Origin of the sequence: Pseudomonas sp. BLCC-B112, assembly GCF_028550695.1 — a bacterium.
Classification (GTDB): Bacteria; Pseudomonadota; Gammaproteobacteria; order Pseudomonadales; family Pseudomonadaceae; genus Aquipseudomonas; species Aquipseudomonas danubii.
This window is the reverse complement of the sequence record NZ_JAQQGK010000002.1, coordinates 64,793-80,535: the sequence shown is the minus strand read 5'-3', so window position 1 is coordinate 80,535 and position 15,743 is coordinate 64,793. Positions and strand designations below refer to the sequence as shown.

Genomic DNA, 15,743 nt, shown 5'->3' with positions numbered 1-15,743 from the left:
TGGTAAAGGGGCCGATCCGGGTTGCTTAGCAAGAATGCAGCCAGATCAGCCGTTGCCTGTTGCAGGCGCTTGCCGATGCTCGCTCAGGGTTTGCGCGAGGCGCCTTGCAGCGCCAGTCTGATCAGTGGCAACAGGCTGGTGCCCAGGCGTATCAGGCGGGTGAGGCTGCTGGTGCCGCCGCTCTTGGCACCCTTGCCGGTGATGAACCCCAGCAGGGTCACCGCCGCCACGCCCCAGAGTGGGGCGTGCTTGATGCCAAAGCCTTCCTGCCAGCTTTGCCCAAGGCCGCGAACCCGTTGCAGGGGTTGTAGCAATTGCTGGGACTCGTGACGGATTTCCTGGCGGTGCATTTCCATGCGCAGGCGGATCAGTACCTTGCGCATTTCCCGGCGTGAGGTGTTCTGCGGAATGTCCGGCAACTTCATGGCAGCAGGCGCTCCCGATCATTGGCCAGCTCTTCGAGCGTGGCGTGGAAGGGCGAAGATTCATCAAAGATCGCCGACTTCAGGCGCAGGCCGCAGAACACTGCCGCCAGGGTATAGAACACGCACAGGCCGATGATCCCGGCCAGGCGATAGCTGTCCCACAGCAGGATCAGCACCAGCGCCGACAACCCCACCAGCAACAGCAGGGCAAACACCAGGGCCAGGCCGGCGAACAACAGCAGGCTGACGGTGCGCGCTTTCTGTTCCTGTAACTCGATGCCGAACAATTCGACGTGGCTGTGCAACAGGCCCAGGACAGCGGCTCCCAGGCGCCGCGAGGACGCGCTTGGACCGCTGCCGGACGAAGTGGATTCGCCGATAGCCATATCAGCGCCGCGTCGCCAGCAGGCCGATGAGAAAGCCGACGCCGGCAGCAATCCCGACGGACTGCCAAGGGTTGCTCTGTACATAGTCTTCAGCAGCCGTGACTGCAGCCTGGCCACGCTGGCGCAGGGAGTCCTCGGTCAGTTGCAGGGTTTCCCGGGCCTTGAGCAGGCTGTCGTGGATCTGCTCGCGCAGTTCATCGGCCTGGTCGCCGGCCAGGGTCGCGGTGTGTTCCAGCAGACGCTCTGTGTCACTGACCAGTGCCTGAAAATCCGCCATCAGTACTTCTTGAGCCGTCTTCGCCGTTTTGCTGGCCATGGTTGTTTCTCCGTTGATTGCGTGTGTGAGCTATGAGTGTGAGCCCCGAGTGAAGGTTCACTGTAATTGTCTGGTACAGCTTTTGCTTTGTCCTGGTGCGCAAGGCGTGAGGCTTGCGCCGAAAACGAGCAAGGGTGGCGCTGCAGCCCGCGTAAACCCTGGCCAAAAAAATCACAACCTCAGGTCAATCTCCTTCCCGTGGTTTCGCGTGCGGCCCCTGGCGCGCCAAAACGGTTCACCGATTACGCGTGATGGCGTGTCCCGGAGCCAATTTGGTGCAAGGCCGGCCGTGAAGCCGGGGAGATGATGGCCGATTTCGGATCTGTCTACTCCATGGAAAATCTGCAAAGCGCTGTGGACACCCTGGTCCACGGTTCCAACACCCTGTTCATTCTGATCGGGGCGGTCATGGTCCTGGCCATGCACGCCGGTTTTGCCTTCCTCGAAGTGGGCACAGTCCGGCAGAAGAATCAGGTCAATGCCCTGTCGAAAATCCTCAGCGACTTCGCCGTCTCGACCCTGGCCTATTTCTTTATAGGCTATTGGATCTCCTATGGCGTGAGCTTCCTGCAACCGGCGGCAGTGATCAGTGCCGACCACGGCTACGGTCTGGTGAAGTTCTTTTTCCTGCTGACCTTCGCCGCAGCGATTCCGGCGATTATCTCCGGCGGCATCGCCGAGCGTGCGCGTTTTGTACCGCAATTGTGCGCCACGGTGCTGATCGTGGCGTTTGTCTATCCGTTCTTCGAGGGGCTGGTGTGGAACGGCAACTTTGGGGTGCAAGCCTGGTTGCAGCAGCGTTTTGGCGCCGGCTTCCATGATTTTGCCGGGTCGGTGGTGGTGCATGCCATGGGCGGCTGGCTGGCGCTGGCGGCGGTGCTGTTGCTGGGGCCGCGCAACGGCCGTTACCGCGACGGCAAGCTGGTGGCGTTCGCGCCGTCGAGCATTCCCTTCCTGGCGTTGGGCTCGTGGATCCTGATTGTCGGCTGGTTCGGCTTCAACGTGATGAGCGCCCAGACCCTGCAAGGGGTGAGCGGGCTGGTGGCGGTGAACTCGCTGATGGCCATGGTCGGCGGCACCGTGGCGGCGTTGATCGTCGGGCGCAACGACCCGGGCTTCCTGCACAACGGGCCGCTGGCCGGGTTGGTGGCGATCTGCGCCGGCTCCGACCTGATGCATCCGGTGGGCGCCTTGGTCACCGGGGCGATGGCCGGGGCCTTGTTCGTCTGGTGCTTCATGGCCGCCCAGAGCCGCTGGAAGATCGACGATGTGCTCGGAGTCTGGCCGCTGCATGGCCTGTGCGGTGTGTGGGGCGGGATTGCCTGCGGGATCTTCGGCCAGAGTGCATTGGGTGGGTTGGGCGGTGTCAGCCTGGCCAGCCAGTTGATTGGCACCGGCCTTGGGGTACTGGTGGCGCTGCTGGGCGGATTCGCCGTGTATGGCGTGATCAAGGCCGTCTGCGGGCTGCGCCTGACCCAGGAGCAGGAGTATTACGGCGCCGACCTGTCGCTGCACAAGATCGGTGCGGTGAGTCAGGACTGAGGGGCCACCGGCCCAGGCAGCGAACTGCTCAGGGCCGGGGCGGGACGGCCTCAACCGCCCTGCAGGCGTGCTTCGCAGGCCTCGATCGCGGCCTGCGAGCCGGACACCAGTATCCGGTCTCCGGCTCGCAGGCGCGGGGCCGGATTGAGCGGCAGCTCGCTGCCATTGCGTTGCACGCCTTGCACATCCACGCCCAGTGCTTCCAGTCCCAGCTCTTGCAGCAGTCGGTTGCAGGCGTGGGCGTCGGCGTCGAGGTTGACCGCGTGCATCTGCACCGCGGGTGGCTCGTGATTGTCCTGGGTGCTGCTTTGCGCCCCATGGTAGAAGCCGTGCAGCAGGCGATAGCGGCTGTGACGCACCTCGTCCACGGTGCGTTGTACCCGTTGCTCCGGCAGGCCAAGCATGATCAGGGCGTGGGAAGCCAGCATCAGGCTCGACTCCAGCAGTTCGGGTACCACTTCGTTGGCACCGGCGGCCTTGAGTTCGGCCAGCTGGCTGTCGTCCCGGGTCCGCACCAGGATCGGCACGTTGCGATCCAGGCGCCGCGCGGCCTTGAGCACCGTCAGGGCAATGTCGGTCTTGTCCACGGCAATCACCAGCAGGCGGGCCCGCTCCAGGCCCACGGCGGCCAGCAGGTCGCCACGGCGGCAATCGCCGTAATGCACGCAGCTCTCTGCCGCCGAGGCCTCCTGGACCCGCACCGGATCATCGTCCAGGGCGATGAATCGCAGTTGCTCGTGACGCAGGAAGCGGCCGATGGACTGGCCGACCCGGCCATAGCCGCAGATCACCACATGGTCCTGCAGTTCGGCGTTCTGCGCGCTGATTTCCTCCAATTGCGCGGTTTGGTTGGGCTTGCGGTGCAGACGCGCGGTGATCACCGGCGCGGCGCGCAGCAACAGTGGGGTCAGCAGCATGGAGCTGAAGGTGGCGGCCAGCAGCAGGCCACTCAAGTGTGACGGGATCATCTGGGTCAGTTGCATCTGCGCCATCAGGGCGAAGCAGAACTCGCCGCCCTGGGCCAGGGCCAGGCCGCTGCGCCAGGCCGTCTCGCCGTCGCTGCCGCGCAGCTTGAGCAGGATCGCCACCACGCTGCCCTTGATCAGTAGCAGGGCCAGGGTCAGGCCGAGGATCAACAGGCTGTGGTCGATGAACAGTTGCAGGTCGATGAGCATGCCGATGCTGACGAAGAACAGCCCCAGGAGAATGTCGCGGAACGGACGGATATCGGCTTCGATCTGGTGCCGGTAGTGGCTTTCTCCCAGCAGCATGCCGGCAAGGAAGGCCCCCAGGGCCGGCGACAGGCCCAGCAAGTGGGTGAGCCAGGCGGTCAGCAGCACAATCACCAGGGCCAGCAGTACGAACAGCTCGGCAGAGTGGGAGGCGGCGACTTCGTGGAACAGCCGGGGCAGCAGCCAGCGGCTGGCCAGCAGCAGGCCGAAGAACAGCACCAGGGTCTTGCCCAGGGTGACAGGCAGGGCCCAGTACCAGGCCTGGTCGCTGTTGCCGGCGAAGACCGGCACCAGGGTCAGCAACAGCACTGCCACCACGTCCTGGAACAGCAGCACGCCGATGGCATTCTGTCCGTGGCTGCTGAAGATCTCGCCGAGGCTGGTCAGCTCCTTGCTGACGATGGCGGTGGACGACAGGGCCAGGCCGGTGCCGAGCATCAGCGCCGAGGTCAGGGGCATGCCGAACAAGGCCAGGAGCCCGCCGAGGATCAGGCCACTGCACAGCACTTGCAGACTGCCCAGGCCAAACACCACGCGGCGCAGGGCGAGCATTTTCGACAGGGAGAATTCCAGGCCCAGGGAAAACAGCAGGAAGACCACCCCCAGTTCCGCCAGGTCCGGCAGGTCCTCGCTGTCATTGACCCAGTCCAGGGCGGTGGGCCCGACCATCAGCCCCACCGACAGATAACCCAGGACCGGTGGCAGGCTCAGGCGGCGGAACAGCGCAATGACCACCAGTGATGAAGCGAGAATGATCAGCAGATTGGCAAACAACGGGCATCTCCGGACAAGGGGGCGGGCAGGGCAAAGCCTAGAGGCAAAAAGGCCGCGAGGATCGCCCGGTTGGCGGTTAATAATTCTGACTCACGTCATTTTTTGTTGAGAATTTCGCATATTCGCAAGCTTTGGCCAGGCTCAGAAGGTGTCTATCGAGGTGCTGTACGCCTGTCGGAGCATTCTCTTTGCAGGGCCGCAGAGGGGCATGGGGCCTCGGCATATCTGGACAGGCGCGGGTCGACGGCTTTCGCGCTCGGGCCTAAAATAAGCACCCGTTCTTCACACGGTTGCCCTGTCATGCCCCCTGAATGCCAATTGTTCGGCACCCTTGGTTGCCACCTGTGCGAACTGGCCGAGGCCGAGTTGATGCCGCTAGTGGAGCACGGCCTGATGGTCGAGCTGGTGGACATCGCCGAAAGTCAGGAACTGTTCGAAAGCTATGGCCTGCGTATCCCGGTGTTGCGCCGGGTGGACAATGGCGCCGAGCTCGGCTGGCCCTTCGACGCCGAGCAGGTGGTGGCGTTCCTGCGCTGACACTTGGCTTGCAACATCCGAGCTTCCGCCTGTCGCCCATGGTCGGAATTCATTGGCGAGATCTGTCGATTGGTTTACTGTATGCATATACAGCTATCAAGGAATCTCGCCATGTCTCTCACTTTCCTGACCGGTACCGAACGCTCACAGCCGTTGCCAACCTGTTTTCTGGAACTGGGTGACAGCGGCTGCGCTGCCGTTGCCAATGAGCCCACCGGTAGCGGCTTTTCCCTGGATCGGACCCTGGGTCTGGGGTCTCCCCAGATCCACGGCCTGTTGGTGGACGACGACAACCTGCTGGGGTTCGGCATCTACCCCGGGGACCGGCTGATCGTCGATCGCTCAGCCAATCCGGTGGTGGATCAGTACCTAGTGGTACGTCCCCAAGGCGCCCATGAATACTCGCTGCGCCTGCTGGCTCCCGATCCTCGTGGCGGTCTTTTGCTCAAGGCGGCGCGCCCTTCAATCCCTTCCTTGGTGCTGGATGACCTGGGCTTGATCGAGATCTGGGGCGTGGTGTTGTGGGTGGTTAGTTATGTGGGACGCAAGCAGCCCTGATGGATATGGCGGACGCTTCAAACGGTTAAAGGAATAAATGATGGTCAATGTCGAACAACTGAAAAACAGCGTGAACAGCATGTCCACCGATGTGCTCCGTGAGGCGGTGCTTGAGTTACGCCTGGATGGGTTGGTCACCGAGGGCAAGACACCCTTCAACAAGCTGCACTTCAATACCTGCTTTGCCGAGATCGAAGCCCTGTTCCAGCGAGCGGGTTACCACCGGCAGCTGGATGTGGTGGGTTATCAAGGGCTGCTCTATGCCCTCTATGATCCGGGTCGCTGGGAGGCTGTGGATGTGCTGCGCTGGCTCAAGGAGTTCACCGAGGCAGCGGCCCAGGCCAAGCACTCGTGTGCCTGAGGTCGGGCAAACTGCTTCTAGGTTCCTGAGGGGCGCTGTTGGATAATGCCGCCTTGCATTGATCTTTCGAGCTTTTGTATGTCCACCGCGAGCTTTTCCGCTGCACAGCATCAGGCCAGTACCTTGTATCTGCCCCCTGGCTCCTGGCCGACGGTGCTGGATTGCCTGTGTGATCACTTCAAGGCCATCAGTCGTGAACAATGGCTGGATCGTATCGCCCGCGGCCGAGTGCTGGACGGGCAGGGCCAGCCCATCAGTCTGGACATGGCCTATCGCGAAGGCTTGCGGATTCATTATTTTCGTGAGGTGCCGGATGAGAAGCTGATCCCGGTGCAGGAGACCATCCTCTATGCCGACGAGCATCTGGTGGTGGCGGACAAACCGCATTTTCTGCCGGTCACCCCTGCGGGCGAGTACGTCGAGCAGACTTTGCTGCGTCGCCTTATCCGCCGCCTGGACAACCCGAATCTGGTGCCCCTGCATCGCATTGACCGGCATACGGCAGGGCTGGTGCTGTTTTCTGCCAATCCCGGCAGCCGCTCGGCCTATCAAGCGTTGTTCCCTACCCGGCAGATCGAGAAACGCTATGAAGCCATTGCCGGTGCCTTGCCACACCTGAATTTTCCCCTGGTGCACAAAAGCCGATTGGTGGACGGGGAGCCCTTCTTCCGCATGCAGGAAGGCGAGGGGGCGAGCAATACCGAAACCGCCATCGACGTCAGGGAAAGGCACTGCGATCTGTGGCGCTATGCCTTGTACCCGGTGACCGGCAAGAAGCATCAGTTGCGGGTACACATGAGTGCCCTTGGAGCCGCGATCTGCAATGACCCGTTCTACCCCGAGGTGCTCAAGGACGCCGAGGATGACTATGACAATCCACTGAAGCTGCTGGCTCAGGGCCTGCGCTTCATCGATCCGCTGACTGGGCAGGAGCGCGAGTTCGAAAGCCGTATCAGCCTGCAGTGGTGAAAAACCGTCTCGCAGAAACAATAAAACCCGCAACAGGCGGGTTTTATTACATCAGAGCAACCACCGTCGGACTTACAGCTCCTTGACGGTACGAACCTGATCCTTGTTGATGCGAGTCTGTTTGCCGTCCAGCTGTTCAAACTCGTAGAAGCCGGAATCCTTGTCGTATTCAGGGGTATCGACGGCCTGGATTTCGCGACCGTCATTCAGGGTGATCACTGTCGGCGAAGCGCAACCGGCGAGAGTGGCCAGGCCCAGTGCGAGCATGAGAGTGGCGAGGGTCCGTTGAGTCATTGTGTGTCTCCGAAATGAGTACTTTTGAGTGCTGGTCTTCAGACGTATACAACGTCTGCAAGTTCCTTGGCCAGGGACATTCTGTCACGTTGCCGGGCGGATCGCAGGCGTTGGCGGCTGCAGCTTAGCTCACAGCGCCTGTTTGTCCGCGGTCTGGCTTTCTCGACGGCTGGACTGCTTGTGCTGGCAGTCCGGGGCAAGGTGAAGGCCGGCCCCGCAGCGGCGCCGGATCAAAGCGCTGTGATATAACACCGGGCTGTGTCTCCTACCTCTGGATCGAGCCTATGAAAGCCAAGGCTGATGTACCTTTTTCTCCCCTGAATATTGCGGTGCTGACCGTCAGTGACACCCGCACCCTGGAAACCGATACCTCCGGCCAGGTCTTCGTCGAGCGCCTGGGCGCCGCGGGCCATCGTCTGGCAGCGCGGGTGTTGCTCAAGGACGATCTGTACAAGATCCGCGCCCAGGTCGCTACCTGGATCGCCGATGACGTGGTGCAGGTGGTGTTGATCACCGGCGGCACCGGTTTTACTGGTCGCGACAGTACTCCGGAAGCTGTGGCCTGCCTGCTGGACAAGCAGGTCGATGGTTTTGGCGAGCTGTTCCGGCAGATATCGGTGGCGGATATAGGTACTTCCACTGTGCAGTCCCGTGCCTTGGCCGGGCTGGCCAATGGCACCCTGGTGTGCTGCCTGCCGGGCTCCACCAATGCGGTACGTACCGGCTGGGACGCAATACTGGCCGAGCAGTTGGATTCGCGGCATCGGCCGTGCAACTTCGTCCCTCACCTGAAACAGGCGGCACCTTGTGAATCCCGTGGGTAAGCCGGGCAAGCAGGGGGCCTTGATGCCGGTGGAGCAGGCATTGGCGCGCCTGTTGGCCATGGCCGAGGCAGCGCCCATTGTCGAGCGTGAACGGCTGCCATTGGCAGCCACTGAGGGCCGGGTCCTGGCTGAGGCGCTGGTATCCAGCCTGGATCTGCCGCCTTGGCCCAACAGCGCCATGGATGGATACGCCTTGCGCGTGGAGGACTGGAAGGGCGAGCCCTTGCCGGTCAGCCAGCGGATTTTCGCCGGGCAGTCCCCCGAGCCCTTGCAGCCGGGAACCTGTGCGCGGATCTTCACTGGCGCTCCGGTGCCGGCGGGTGCGGATTGCGTCGAGATGCAGGAAAACACCCAGGTTCAGGATGATCAGCGCGTACGTTTTACCGATCCATTGAAGGTCGGCCAGAACATCCGTCCCCAGGGTCAGGAAACCACCATAGGCGAGCAGGTCTTGGCTGCCGGTACGCGCTTGGGGCCCATCGAGCAGGGCCTAGCAGCGTCCTTGGGATGTGCCGAGCTTGAGGTGCTGCGTCGAGTCCGTGTGGCGTTGTTGTCCACCGGCGACGAACTGGTGGAGCCTGGTCGGCCTCTTGGTCCGGGGCAGATCTACAACAGCAATCGAGTGCTGCTGTGCAGTTGGTTGAAGCGCCTGGGTTGTGAGGTGCTGGATGCGGGAATCCTTCCCGACGATCTTCCCGCGACCCGTCAGCGCCTGGCGGCGCTGGGGGATGTGGACCTGATTCTTTCCACCGGTGGTGTCTCGGTGGGGGAGGCGGACTTTCTCGGCATCGCCCTGCGGGAAGCCGGTGAGCTGGCCCTGTGGAAACTGGCGATCAAGCCTGGCAAACCCCTGACCTTCGGACATTTTCGTGGGGTACCGGTGATTGGCCTGCCGGGCAATCCGGCATCGACCCTGGTGACTTTCGCCCTGCTGGCGCGGCCTTATCTACTGCGGCGCCAGGGCGTGCAGCAGGTGCAACCATTGAGCTTCCAGGTGCCGGCGGGCTTTGTCTGGCCCCGGCCCGGCAATCGTCGCGAATACTTGCGCGGCCGCCTGGAGAATGGGCGAGCGATCATCTATCGCAATCAGAGCTCTGGCGTACTGCGCAGCGCTGCCTGGGCGGAAGGTCTGGTAGAGGTGCTGGAAGGTCGGACCCTGGAGGAAGGTGACGTGGTCAATTTCATTCCTTTGAGTGAAGTGCTGGAGTGAAGTGCTGGATTGATCGGCCACGGGCCCGGTTCGGCGCCGGGTCCGTGCCTTGCTTCAGCGCAGCAGCAATAACAGCAGCAGTCCGAAACGGCTGTGGAAACCCCAGGTCACCAGCCCTGCCATTATCGAGGCCGCAAATGTCAACCAGGCCAGGCGCTTGATTATCGATAGCGGCCTGGAATGAGGCGGATGTGCTTCGGACGAGAGTGGCAGATCGAACTCCCGAAGTGGAGGAGCCGCCAGCCAGGAGCTGTCGTTGATGCGATTGAGCGTTGAATGCCCTTGTGGATAAAACCCCTTGTCGTTCATGACGGTGCACTTCCTTGTATGAGGCGTCAGCGCCTGGCATGCACAGTCACTGATTGGCTCCGCAGGGTCAATTCAGGCAAATCTCATTCTTCGGTCAGAAAATTCACTTTGAGTCCTACGTCTCTTTTCAGGCGCCTGCACTGAGGCTGCTCGCCCCGCGGGCCTGGGTTTATTTATCGGGCGAGTTGCCTGACGAGCAGCGTCGTCACTTGCCGTTGTGGCAGATTCAGGGGCCAACGCTGTTTCAGGTGTTACCGGGGGTGGCGGGAGCTCGGCCATAAATGTCGTTGAAGCGCACGATGTCGTCTTCGCCCAGGTATTCCCCGCTTTGCACTTCGATTATTACCAGGTCGATCACCCCGGGATTGCACAGTCGATGAGGGCGACCGGGCTTGATAAAGGTCGACTCATTGGTGTCGAGCAGAAACTCGTCTTCTCCGTTGGTCACCCGGGCCATGCCGCTGACCACGATCCAGTGCTCACTGCGGTGGTGGTGCCTTTGCAGCGACAGCGAGGCGCCGGGTTTGACCTCGATACGCTTGATCTTGAAGCGTGGTCCTTCCTCAAGCACGGTATAGGTGCCCCAGGGGCGGTTCACGGTGCGGTGCAGGCGGTAGGCGTCGTGGCCCAGGCGCTTGAGCTCCTGGGCGATCAGTTTGACCTCCTGGCTGCGCTTGCCGTCGGCGATCAGCAGGGCGTCCGGGGTGTCGATGATGATCAGGTTGTCCAGGCCGATACCGCCCACCAGGCGCTGGCGTGAATCGATGTAGCAGTTGCGAACATCATGCAGCACGGTCTCGCCGTTGCACTGGTTGCCGTGTACGTCCGCCGGGCTCAGCTCGCGCACTGCCTGCCAGGAGCCGATATCACTCCAGCCGAGCTGGCAGGGCACCACGGCGACCTCCTTCGAGCGCTCCATCACCGCGTAGTCGATGGAGATGTCCGGCGCCAGGGCGAAGCTGTCGCGGTCCAGCTCCACTTGCACTTCGCGTTGGCCTTGCCTGTGGTGGCTCTGTTCCAGGCAGCGCTCGACGGCAGTGACCACCTGCGGCGCGAATTTGCGCAACTCACGGAGGATCACATCAGCGCGCATGCAGAACATGCCGGCGTTCCACAGGTGTTGGCCGCCGTCGACGTAACACTGGGCAGTGGCAGCATCGGGCTTTTCGACGAAACGGCTGACCTGGAAGCTTTCACCGTGCAAGCCCAGGCCTTTCTCGATATAGCCGAAACCGGTTTCGGCATGGCTTGGCTCGATACCGAAGGTCACCAGCCAGCCTTGCTCGGCCAACTGCCGGGCGCGCGCCACCGCGGCGGCGAATGCGTGGAGGTCATTGATCAGATGGTCGGCGGGCAGCACCAGCAGTTGTGCGTCAGCGCCGTAGTGCTGGTTGACGTGCAGCGCGGCGGCGGCAATGGCCGGCGCGGTATTGCGGCCGAAGGGTTCGAGGATGAAATCCAGCTCAAGCTGAGTCTTGTTCAGCGGGCGGTAGTCATCCAGGGTGCGAAAGAGCACTTCACGGTTGGTCACCGTCAGCAACCGGCCGACGTCTTTCAGGGTCGTGGCGCGCACGAAGGTCTTCTGCAGCAGGCTCTCGCCGTCCGGCAGGCGCATGAAGGGTTTGGGCATCGCCTCGCGGGACACCGGCCACAGGCGGGTGCCGGCGCCGCCAGCAATGATGCAGGGAATGAGCGGGCTCATTTAGAAGGCCTCGTGGATCATGATGACGGACGCAATGGTGCGGAGCAGGATGTGCAGTTCAAGCCAGGCTGACCAATTTTCGATGTATTCCAGGTCGAATTCGACACGTTTTTCGATTTTTTCCAGGGTAGGAGGCTCGTCACGGTAGTTATTGACCGGCGCCAGCCCGGCAGCGGCAGATTGCACAGGATCAGTTGCAAGCGCAGCCGGTTGTCGAAGAGCGATTCGGCGTACTAGCTATGAAAGATTTTCCTCGTTGGCGGCTAATCTGGGTCATGAGTGGGAGGTACGAGCTAGGCTGGCTTGGGCAAAAAAATAATCGATGGGACAGACTTATTTCGCTGTGCCCGAGGTCAACATCCCTCAAGGAACCCATAACCGGAGTCATGGTTGATGAATGAGCGCAAGGCACTTTTGATACTGCATGGCAAGCAGGCCCTCAACGATGAGGTGCGCGCTGCGGTTGAGGCCAAGCGTGCTGCCGGCTGGGAGGTTTCGGTGCGTCTGACCTGGGAGGCGGGAGATGCCCAGCGTCTGGTGAGCGAGGCCCTGGACGCCGGGCATACCCGGCTGATCGCCGGAGGCGGCGACGGTACGCTGCGCGATATCGCCGAGACCCTGGCCAACGCGTCGACCCAGGCCAGTCTGGCGCTGCTGCCATTGGGCACGGCCAATGACTTTGCCCGGGCTGCCGGTGTTCCCCTTGACCCGGCGGCGGCCCTGGAGCTGCTGGACGTCCCGGCCCGGACGATCGACCTGGGGGAGGTTGGCGGGCAGATTTTCCTCAATATGGCCACCGGCGGCTTTGGCAGCCAGGTCACTGCCAACACCTCTGAAGACTTGAAGAAAGTCCTTGGCGGTGCCGCTTATCTGTTCACCGGGCTGTCGCGCTTTGCCGAGTTGAGTGCGGCCTACGGCGAATTGCAGGGGCCGGATTTCCATTGGCGTGGTGAGTTGCTGGCCCTGGGCATCGGCAACGGCCGGCAGGCGGGAGGCGGGCACGAGCTTTGCCCGGGAGCCATGGCCGACGACGGCTTGCTGGATATCAGCATTCTGCCGGCGCCTCAGGAGCTGGTGGGCACTCTGAAGAGTCTGCTGGCCGGTGGCCTGGGGATCGACAATATGTTTGTCCGCGCGCGTCTGCCCTGGGTCGAGATCAAGGCCTCAAGAGGCCTGGACATCAATCTTGATGGCGAACCGCTGCAGGGCGACACTTTGCGGTTTACCGCCCGTCCTGCGGCCTTGCAGGTGCATTTGCCGGCGGATTCGCCGTTGCTCGGCGCCGCTCGCTGAGTCAGTCGTCGAGGCTGATGATGCGCTCGCGTACGGCGAACAGCACCAGCCCGGCGACGTCGAAGATCTGCAGGCGTTTCATGATCTGCGAGCGATGGGTTTCCACGGTCTTGATGCTCAAACCCAGGCCCAGAGCGATCTCCCGGGTGGACTTGCCCCGCACGATCAGCCGCAGTATTTCCAGCTGGCGAGCCGTCAGGTTGTGGTTTTCCGCAGGCTGGGGCTGGTGCTTCTGGGCTCGGGTCAGCGCCTGGTTGATCACGGTGTGAGCAATGGCCGGACTCAGGTAGCGTTCGTTGTTGCGCAACGCTTCCAGGGCGTGTTCGAGTTCGGTGGCGGTGGTGTCCTTGAGCAAATAGCCGTGGGCGCCGGATTCCAGGGCCTGCATGATCAGGGAGGGATCGGTATGCATCGACAGAATCAGGACTTTGCTCTGGGGCCGCATTGCCTTGAGCCGGCGCAGGGCGTCCAGGCCGCCGATGCGTTTCATCGACAGGTCCAGCAGGACGATGTCCGGATGCAGTTTCTCGACCATTTCCAGCAGTTGCGCGCCGTCATCGGCTTCACCGATCACCGCGTATCCGGGAATGTCCATGACCAGGGCACGCACGCCAGCCCTGATAAGCGAGTGGTCATCCACCAAGAGTAAATTACAGGTCAATGTGAAACCTTATTCGTGCTGGCCCGCTCCAGGGTGCGAGGGGCCCAGGGAAAGAGTGCTTCGATCTGGGTGCCTTGGTCGAGCTCGCTGGTGACCTGCAACAGGCCACCCAACTGGCTGATTCGTTCCTGCATCCCGGCCATGCCGCGCTGGCCCAGGGCGCCGGGATCGCTGGCCGGGGCGAACCCCTGGCCATCATCGCTGATGAACAGCGAAAGACCTTCCGGCAGTCGCTGTATTCGTACCAACAGGTTTTTCGCCTGGGCGTGGCGCAGCATGTTGGTGACCGCTTCCTGGGTGATGCGGAACGCTGCGACGGCCATCTCTTCCGGGATTCCCGACAGGCGCTGGCGGCATTCCAGGCTCCAGTGCACCGAGGTGTTTTCCAGGGTCTTGAGCAGGTGGGCGCGCAGGCTGGCCTCCAGTCCCAGGCTGGCCAACTGCCGGGGATTGAGGATTGCGGACACGTCACGCACTTTGGCCAGGGTCTCTTCCAGAGTGGTGCCGAGCACCGCGCAGGAGTCCTGCAGGTCGTCCGGCAGGCGACGCTTGAGCCAATCGGTCTGCAGTTTTGCCGCTGTCAGCAACTGGCCGATGTCATCGTGCAGTTCACGGCTGAGGCGGTGTCGCTCATTTTCCTTGACCTCTAGCAGGCGTTCGGCGAGCTCCTGGGGCTGGAAACGGATGGACTTTCGCGAATAGCCGTATTGCACCCAGATACAGGTCAGGGCCGCGATATTGAGCAGCAGCAAGATCAGCGGCAAGGGCCGGTCCAGGCAATAGATCAGTGCGTTGCCCAAGGTCGAGCAGGAACACAGCAACAGGCTGAGCCAGCGCAGATGATCTAGAGAGAGGGGCCAAGAGAAGAGTGACTTGAGGCTGGCGTACATAGCGGATGGAGCCAATGAATGTTCGCTGCGAGAGCCTTGTCAGAAGTGGATGACGAGGCTTGTTTGAGAAACGGTGTTATTTGAATACTGGGTTTCAATCAACGTTGTCTGTTTGTCTTGTACAAGCCGAGTAGTGACTGCCGACATTGGAATCAAAGTGCCATTACTGTGTCCGTTTATGGGCGACATAATACCACCGAAGATACCGTTGGTCGCGTTTATACGCACAGTTATATATGTCCTGAAAGTCAGGAATATGGATCTGCTGCACGTTTGTTCCATTTCCTCCATGGACTTCGGGAGGGGTAATGAAAGCGCGGGATGTGGGCGATGTTGCGGGCCCATACAGGGCTCTGAACAGTAAGTCCCGGGGCTGGCGCTAGTTGGAGTTGTTGAATCGATAATGTCGCTCTTGGGTATGAAATACTCAATAACGACCAGATAGTTGACCCTGAGCCTGAAGTTCTACTGATATTTCGGGTTGGCTATTGTAACTGCGGGTTTTATCTGCCAGCCAGCGGCACAAGTGCAACTTCAATGGGTGCAGGATGGATAAGCGCAGGTACAGTTTTGCGCCACTTGATCGGTCAGTTCGTTGATCAGCAGGGCCTGTTCGCTGTCATCCAGATTGAGTTGGCCGTTGTGCGGGTCGATCAATTCCAGTTGCCAGGCCATCAGGGTCAGGCAGCTTTTCAAGGCGTCGAGGATCGGATCGTTGAGGTCCACTGGATGTGCTGTACGTTTCAACACGCCATGAATGTGCAAGGCGAATTCGGCCAGCGGGCTGATGGAATGGCGTGCTGCCGTCTGGGCCAGGCACAGCAGGCTGGCGAGCAGGCAGTTGATCGCTTCTTCGTCATTTCTGATCAAGTGCAGATGGCTCAGGCAATCTTCCGATTTAGCCAGTAGAGCCTGAGCTTCGAGCAGGAACTCAGGCAGGGGGGGAGCGCACTCATGGCCGTCCTTTAGCATGCTTATCTCCATGACTTCGAGTCCGATGGCGGGATAGGGCCTTGGCTGAACGGTTTTAAGGTATGGCGTGTTTTTTGCGTTTGTATATCAGATAAATCTGATTTTTTTTCAGGTGGCGCGAGCGGCTGTGAGAGTGGTTGTTCGTCGCTTTTGCAAGCAGCCCGAATGCCGGCCACAGCAATGCGGCGCACTTGCGCTGGGGCTTGATGGGCGTGGGTGCTGAGGCTTGAAAGGGTGCTGGGCCACCTTTCTGCGATCACAAACAAAAGCCTGACTCCGTTCATGCAATGAGAATGGCGTCACATTAATGGCTATTGGATATTGCGAATATCAGGATGGTCCTGATTGTTGCTAAGGGAAACCCTTAGGCGCGGGAACTTCACGTCGCGAAGAGGGTCGCGCCGTCGCAGAGTCGTGCTGATGAATTGACCGGCTCAGTAAAGCATGATGTTAATGTGACATCAATGGCTTTCATGTGGCAATTTGCA

Annotated in this window: 19 protein-coding genes; 8 read left to right on the top strand and 11 right to left on the bottom strand. The window is 61.3% G+C overall.

From position 1 onward, the window contains the following. Nucleotides 1-83: 83 nt before the first annotated feature. The 3 genes from PQT43_RS05860 to PQT43_RS05850 are packed head-to-tail and all read right to left on the bottom strand — an operon-like array spanning nt 84 to nt 1,127. Nucleotides 84-425 (bottom strand): hypothetical protein, encoded by a 342-nt coding sequence (locus PQT43_RS05860; RefSeq protein WP_102860921.1) that lies wholly within the window; start codon nt 423-425, stop codon nt 84-86. Continuing rightward, the gene (locus tag PQT43_RS05855) at nt 422-811 is read right to left on the bottom strand and encodes a phage holin family protein (RefSeq protein ID WP_102860922.1); all 390 of its coding nucleotides are present in this window, start codon (nt 809-811) and stop codon (nt 422-424) included. The genes PQT43_RS05860 and PQT43_RS05855 overlap by 4 nt, the downstream gene beginning before the upstream one ends. Before the next feature lies 1 nt (nt 812). Next, on the bottom strand, nt 813-1,127 hold the full coding sequence (locus PQT43_RS05850) for a DUF883 family protein (protein WP_011062506.1): 315 nt from the start codon (nt 1,125-1,127) through the stop codon (nt 813-815). A 333-nt stretch (nt 1,128-1,460) separates the two neighbouring features. Between PQT43_RS05850 and PQT43_RS05845 the strand changes: the two genes are divergently transcribed. Next, entirely contained in the window at nt 1,461-2,669 is a 1,209-nt protein-coding gene (locus tag PQT43_RS05845; protein ID WP_102880985.1) for an ammonium transporter, read from the top strand. Between the two features lie 50 nt (nt 2,670-2,719). Here the strand turns inward: PQT43_RS05845 and PQT43_RS05840 are convergent, their stop codons facing one another. Further along, the gene (locus PQT43_RS05840; protein ID WP_253085246.1) at nt 2,720-4,675 is read right to left on the bottom strand and encodes a monovalent cation:proton antiporter family protein; all 1,956 of its coding nucleotides are present in this window, start codon (nt 4,673-4,675) and stop codon (nt 2,720-2,722) included. Between the two features lie 300 nt (nt 4,676-4,975). Here PQT43_RS05840 and PQT43_RS05835 point away from each other — a divergent pair, with 300 nt between their 5' ends. The 4 genes from PQT43_RS05835 to PQT43_RS05820 all read left to right on the top strand — a co-directional run bounded on the left by PQT43_RS05835 (nt 4,976) and on the right by PQT43_RS05820 (nt 7,100). Beyond that, a complete protein-coding gene (locus PQT43_RS05835; protein WP_102860924.1) occupies nt 4,976-5,212 on the top strand; it encodes a glutaredoxin family protein in 237 nt (78 codons plus the stop codon). Nucleotides 5,213-5,323: 111 nt separating this feature from the next. Then, nucleotides 5,324-5,770, top strand: a complete 447-nt coding sequence (locus PQT43_RS05830; RefSeq protein WP_253085247.1) for a S24 family peptidase — start codon at nt 5,324-5,326, stop codon at nt 5,768-5,770. A 40-nt stretch (nt 5,771-5,810) separates the two neighbouring features. Beyond that, complete coding sequence (locus tag PQT43_RS05825) at nt 5,811-6,131, top strand: transcriptional regulator (RefSeq protein WP_102860926.1); 321 nt, start codon at nt 5,811-5,813, stop codon at nt 6,129-6,131. 78 nt (nt 6,132-6,209) lie between these two features. Further along, a complete protein-coding gene (locus PQT43_RS05820) occupies nt 6,210-7,100 on the top strand; it encodes a pseudouridine synthase (RefSeq protein ID WP_253085248.1) in 891 nt (296 codons plus the stop codon). 72 nt (nt 7,101-7,172) lie between these two features. On the opposite strand, the gene PQT43_RS05815 is transcribed toward PQT43_RS05820, so the two are convergent. Further along, nucleotides 7,173-7,394, bottom strand: coding sequence for a YgdI/YgdR family lipoprotein (locus PQT43_RS05815; protein ID WP_102880419.1), 222 nt, complete (start codon nt 7,392-7,394; stop codon nt 7,173-7,175). A 284-nt stretch (nt 7,395-7,678) separates the two neighbouring features. On the opposite strand from PQT43_RS05815, the gene moaB reads away from it, so the two are divergent. Both moaB and PQT43_RS05805 read left to right on the top strand, forming a co-directional pair. Next, nucleotides 7,679-8,218, top strand: coding sequence for a molybdenum cofactor biosynthesis protein B (gene moaB, locus PQT43_RS05810; protein WP_213665756.1), 540 nt, complete (start codon nt 7,679-7,681; stop codon nt 8,216-8,218). After that, entirely contained in the window at nt 8,202-9,428 is a 1,227-nt protein-coding gene (locus PQT43_RS05805; RefSeq protein ID WP_253085249.1) for a molybdopterin molybdotransferase MoeA, read from the top strand. Before moaB ends, PQT43_RS05805 begins: the two co-directional genes overlap by 17 nt. A gap of 54 nt (nt 9,429-9,482) precedes the next feature. Here the strand turns inward: PQT43_RS05805 and PQT43_RS05800 are convergent, their stop codons facing one another. The 3 genes from PQT43_RS05800 to PQT43_RS05790 all read right to left on the bottom strand — a co-directional run bounded on the left by PQT43_RS05800 (nt 9,483) and on the right by PQT43_RS05790 (nt 11,625). Then, a complete protein-coding gene (locus PQT43_RS05800; RefSeq protein ID WP_102880416.1) occupies nt 9,483-9,737 on the bottom strand; it encodes a hypothetical protein in 255 nt (84 codons plus the stop codon). A gap of 244 nt (nt 9,738-9,981) precedes the next feature. Further along, nucleotides 9,982-11,439 (bottom strand): mannose-1-phosphate guanylyltransferase/mannose-6-phosphate isomerase, encoded by a 1,458-nt coding sequence (locus PQT43_RS05795; protein WP_253085250.1) that lies wholly within the window; start codon nt 11,437-11,439, stop codon nt 9,982-9,984. Further along, nucleotides 11,440-11,625, bottom strand: coding sequence for a sugar transferase (locus PQT43_RS05790; RefSeq protein ID WP_410897066.1), 186 nt, complete (start codon nt 11,623-11,625; stop codon nt 11,440-11,442). Between the two features lie 207 nt (nt 11,626-11,832). Here PQT43_RS05790 and yegS point away from each other — a divergent pair, with 207 nt between their 5' ends. Then, nucleotides 11,833-12,732 (top strand): lipid kinase YegS, encoded by a 900-nt coding sequence (gene yegS / locus PQT43_RS05785; protein ID WP_253085251.1) that lies wholly within the window; start codon nt 11,833-11,835, stop codon nt 12,730-12,732. A gap of 1 nt (nt 12,733) precedes the next feature. Here the strand turns inward: yegS and PQT43_RS05780 are convergent, their stop codons facing one another. The 3 genes from PQT43_RS05780 to PQT43_RS05770 all read right to left on the bottom strand — a co-directional run bounded on the left by PQT43_RS05780 (nt 12,734) and on the right by PQT43_RS05770 (nt 15,255). Further along, nucleotides 12,734-13,393 carry a response regulator gene (locus PQT43_RS05780; protein ID WP_102880415.1) on the bottom strand — a complete coding sequence of 220 codons (660 nt, stop codon included), beginning with the start codon at nt 13,391-13,393 and terminating at the stop codon, nt 12,734-12,736. Continuing rightward, a complete protein-coding gene (locus PQT43_RS05775; RefSeq protein ID WP_102880414.1) occupies nt 13,390-14,283 on the bottom strand; it encodes a sensor histidine kinase in 894 nt (297 codons plus the stop codon). The genes PQT43_RS05780 and PQT43_RS05775 overlap by 4 nt, the downstream gene beginning before the upstream one ends. 534 nt (nt 14,284-14,817) lie before the next feature. Then, nucleotides 14,818-15,255, bottom strand: a complete 438-nt coding sequence (locus PQT43_RS05770; protein ID WP_102860936.1) for a hypothetical protein — start codon at nt 15,253-15,255, stop codon at nt 14,818-14,820. Between the last annotated feature and the right edge of the window lie 488 nt (nt 15,256-15,743).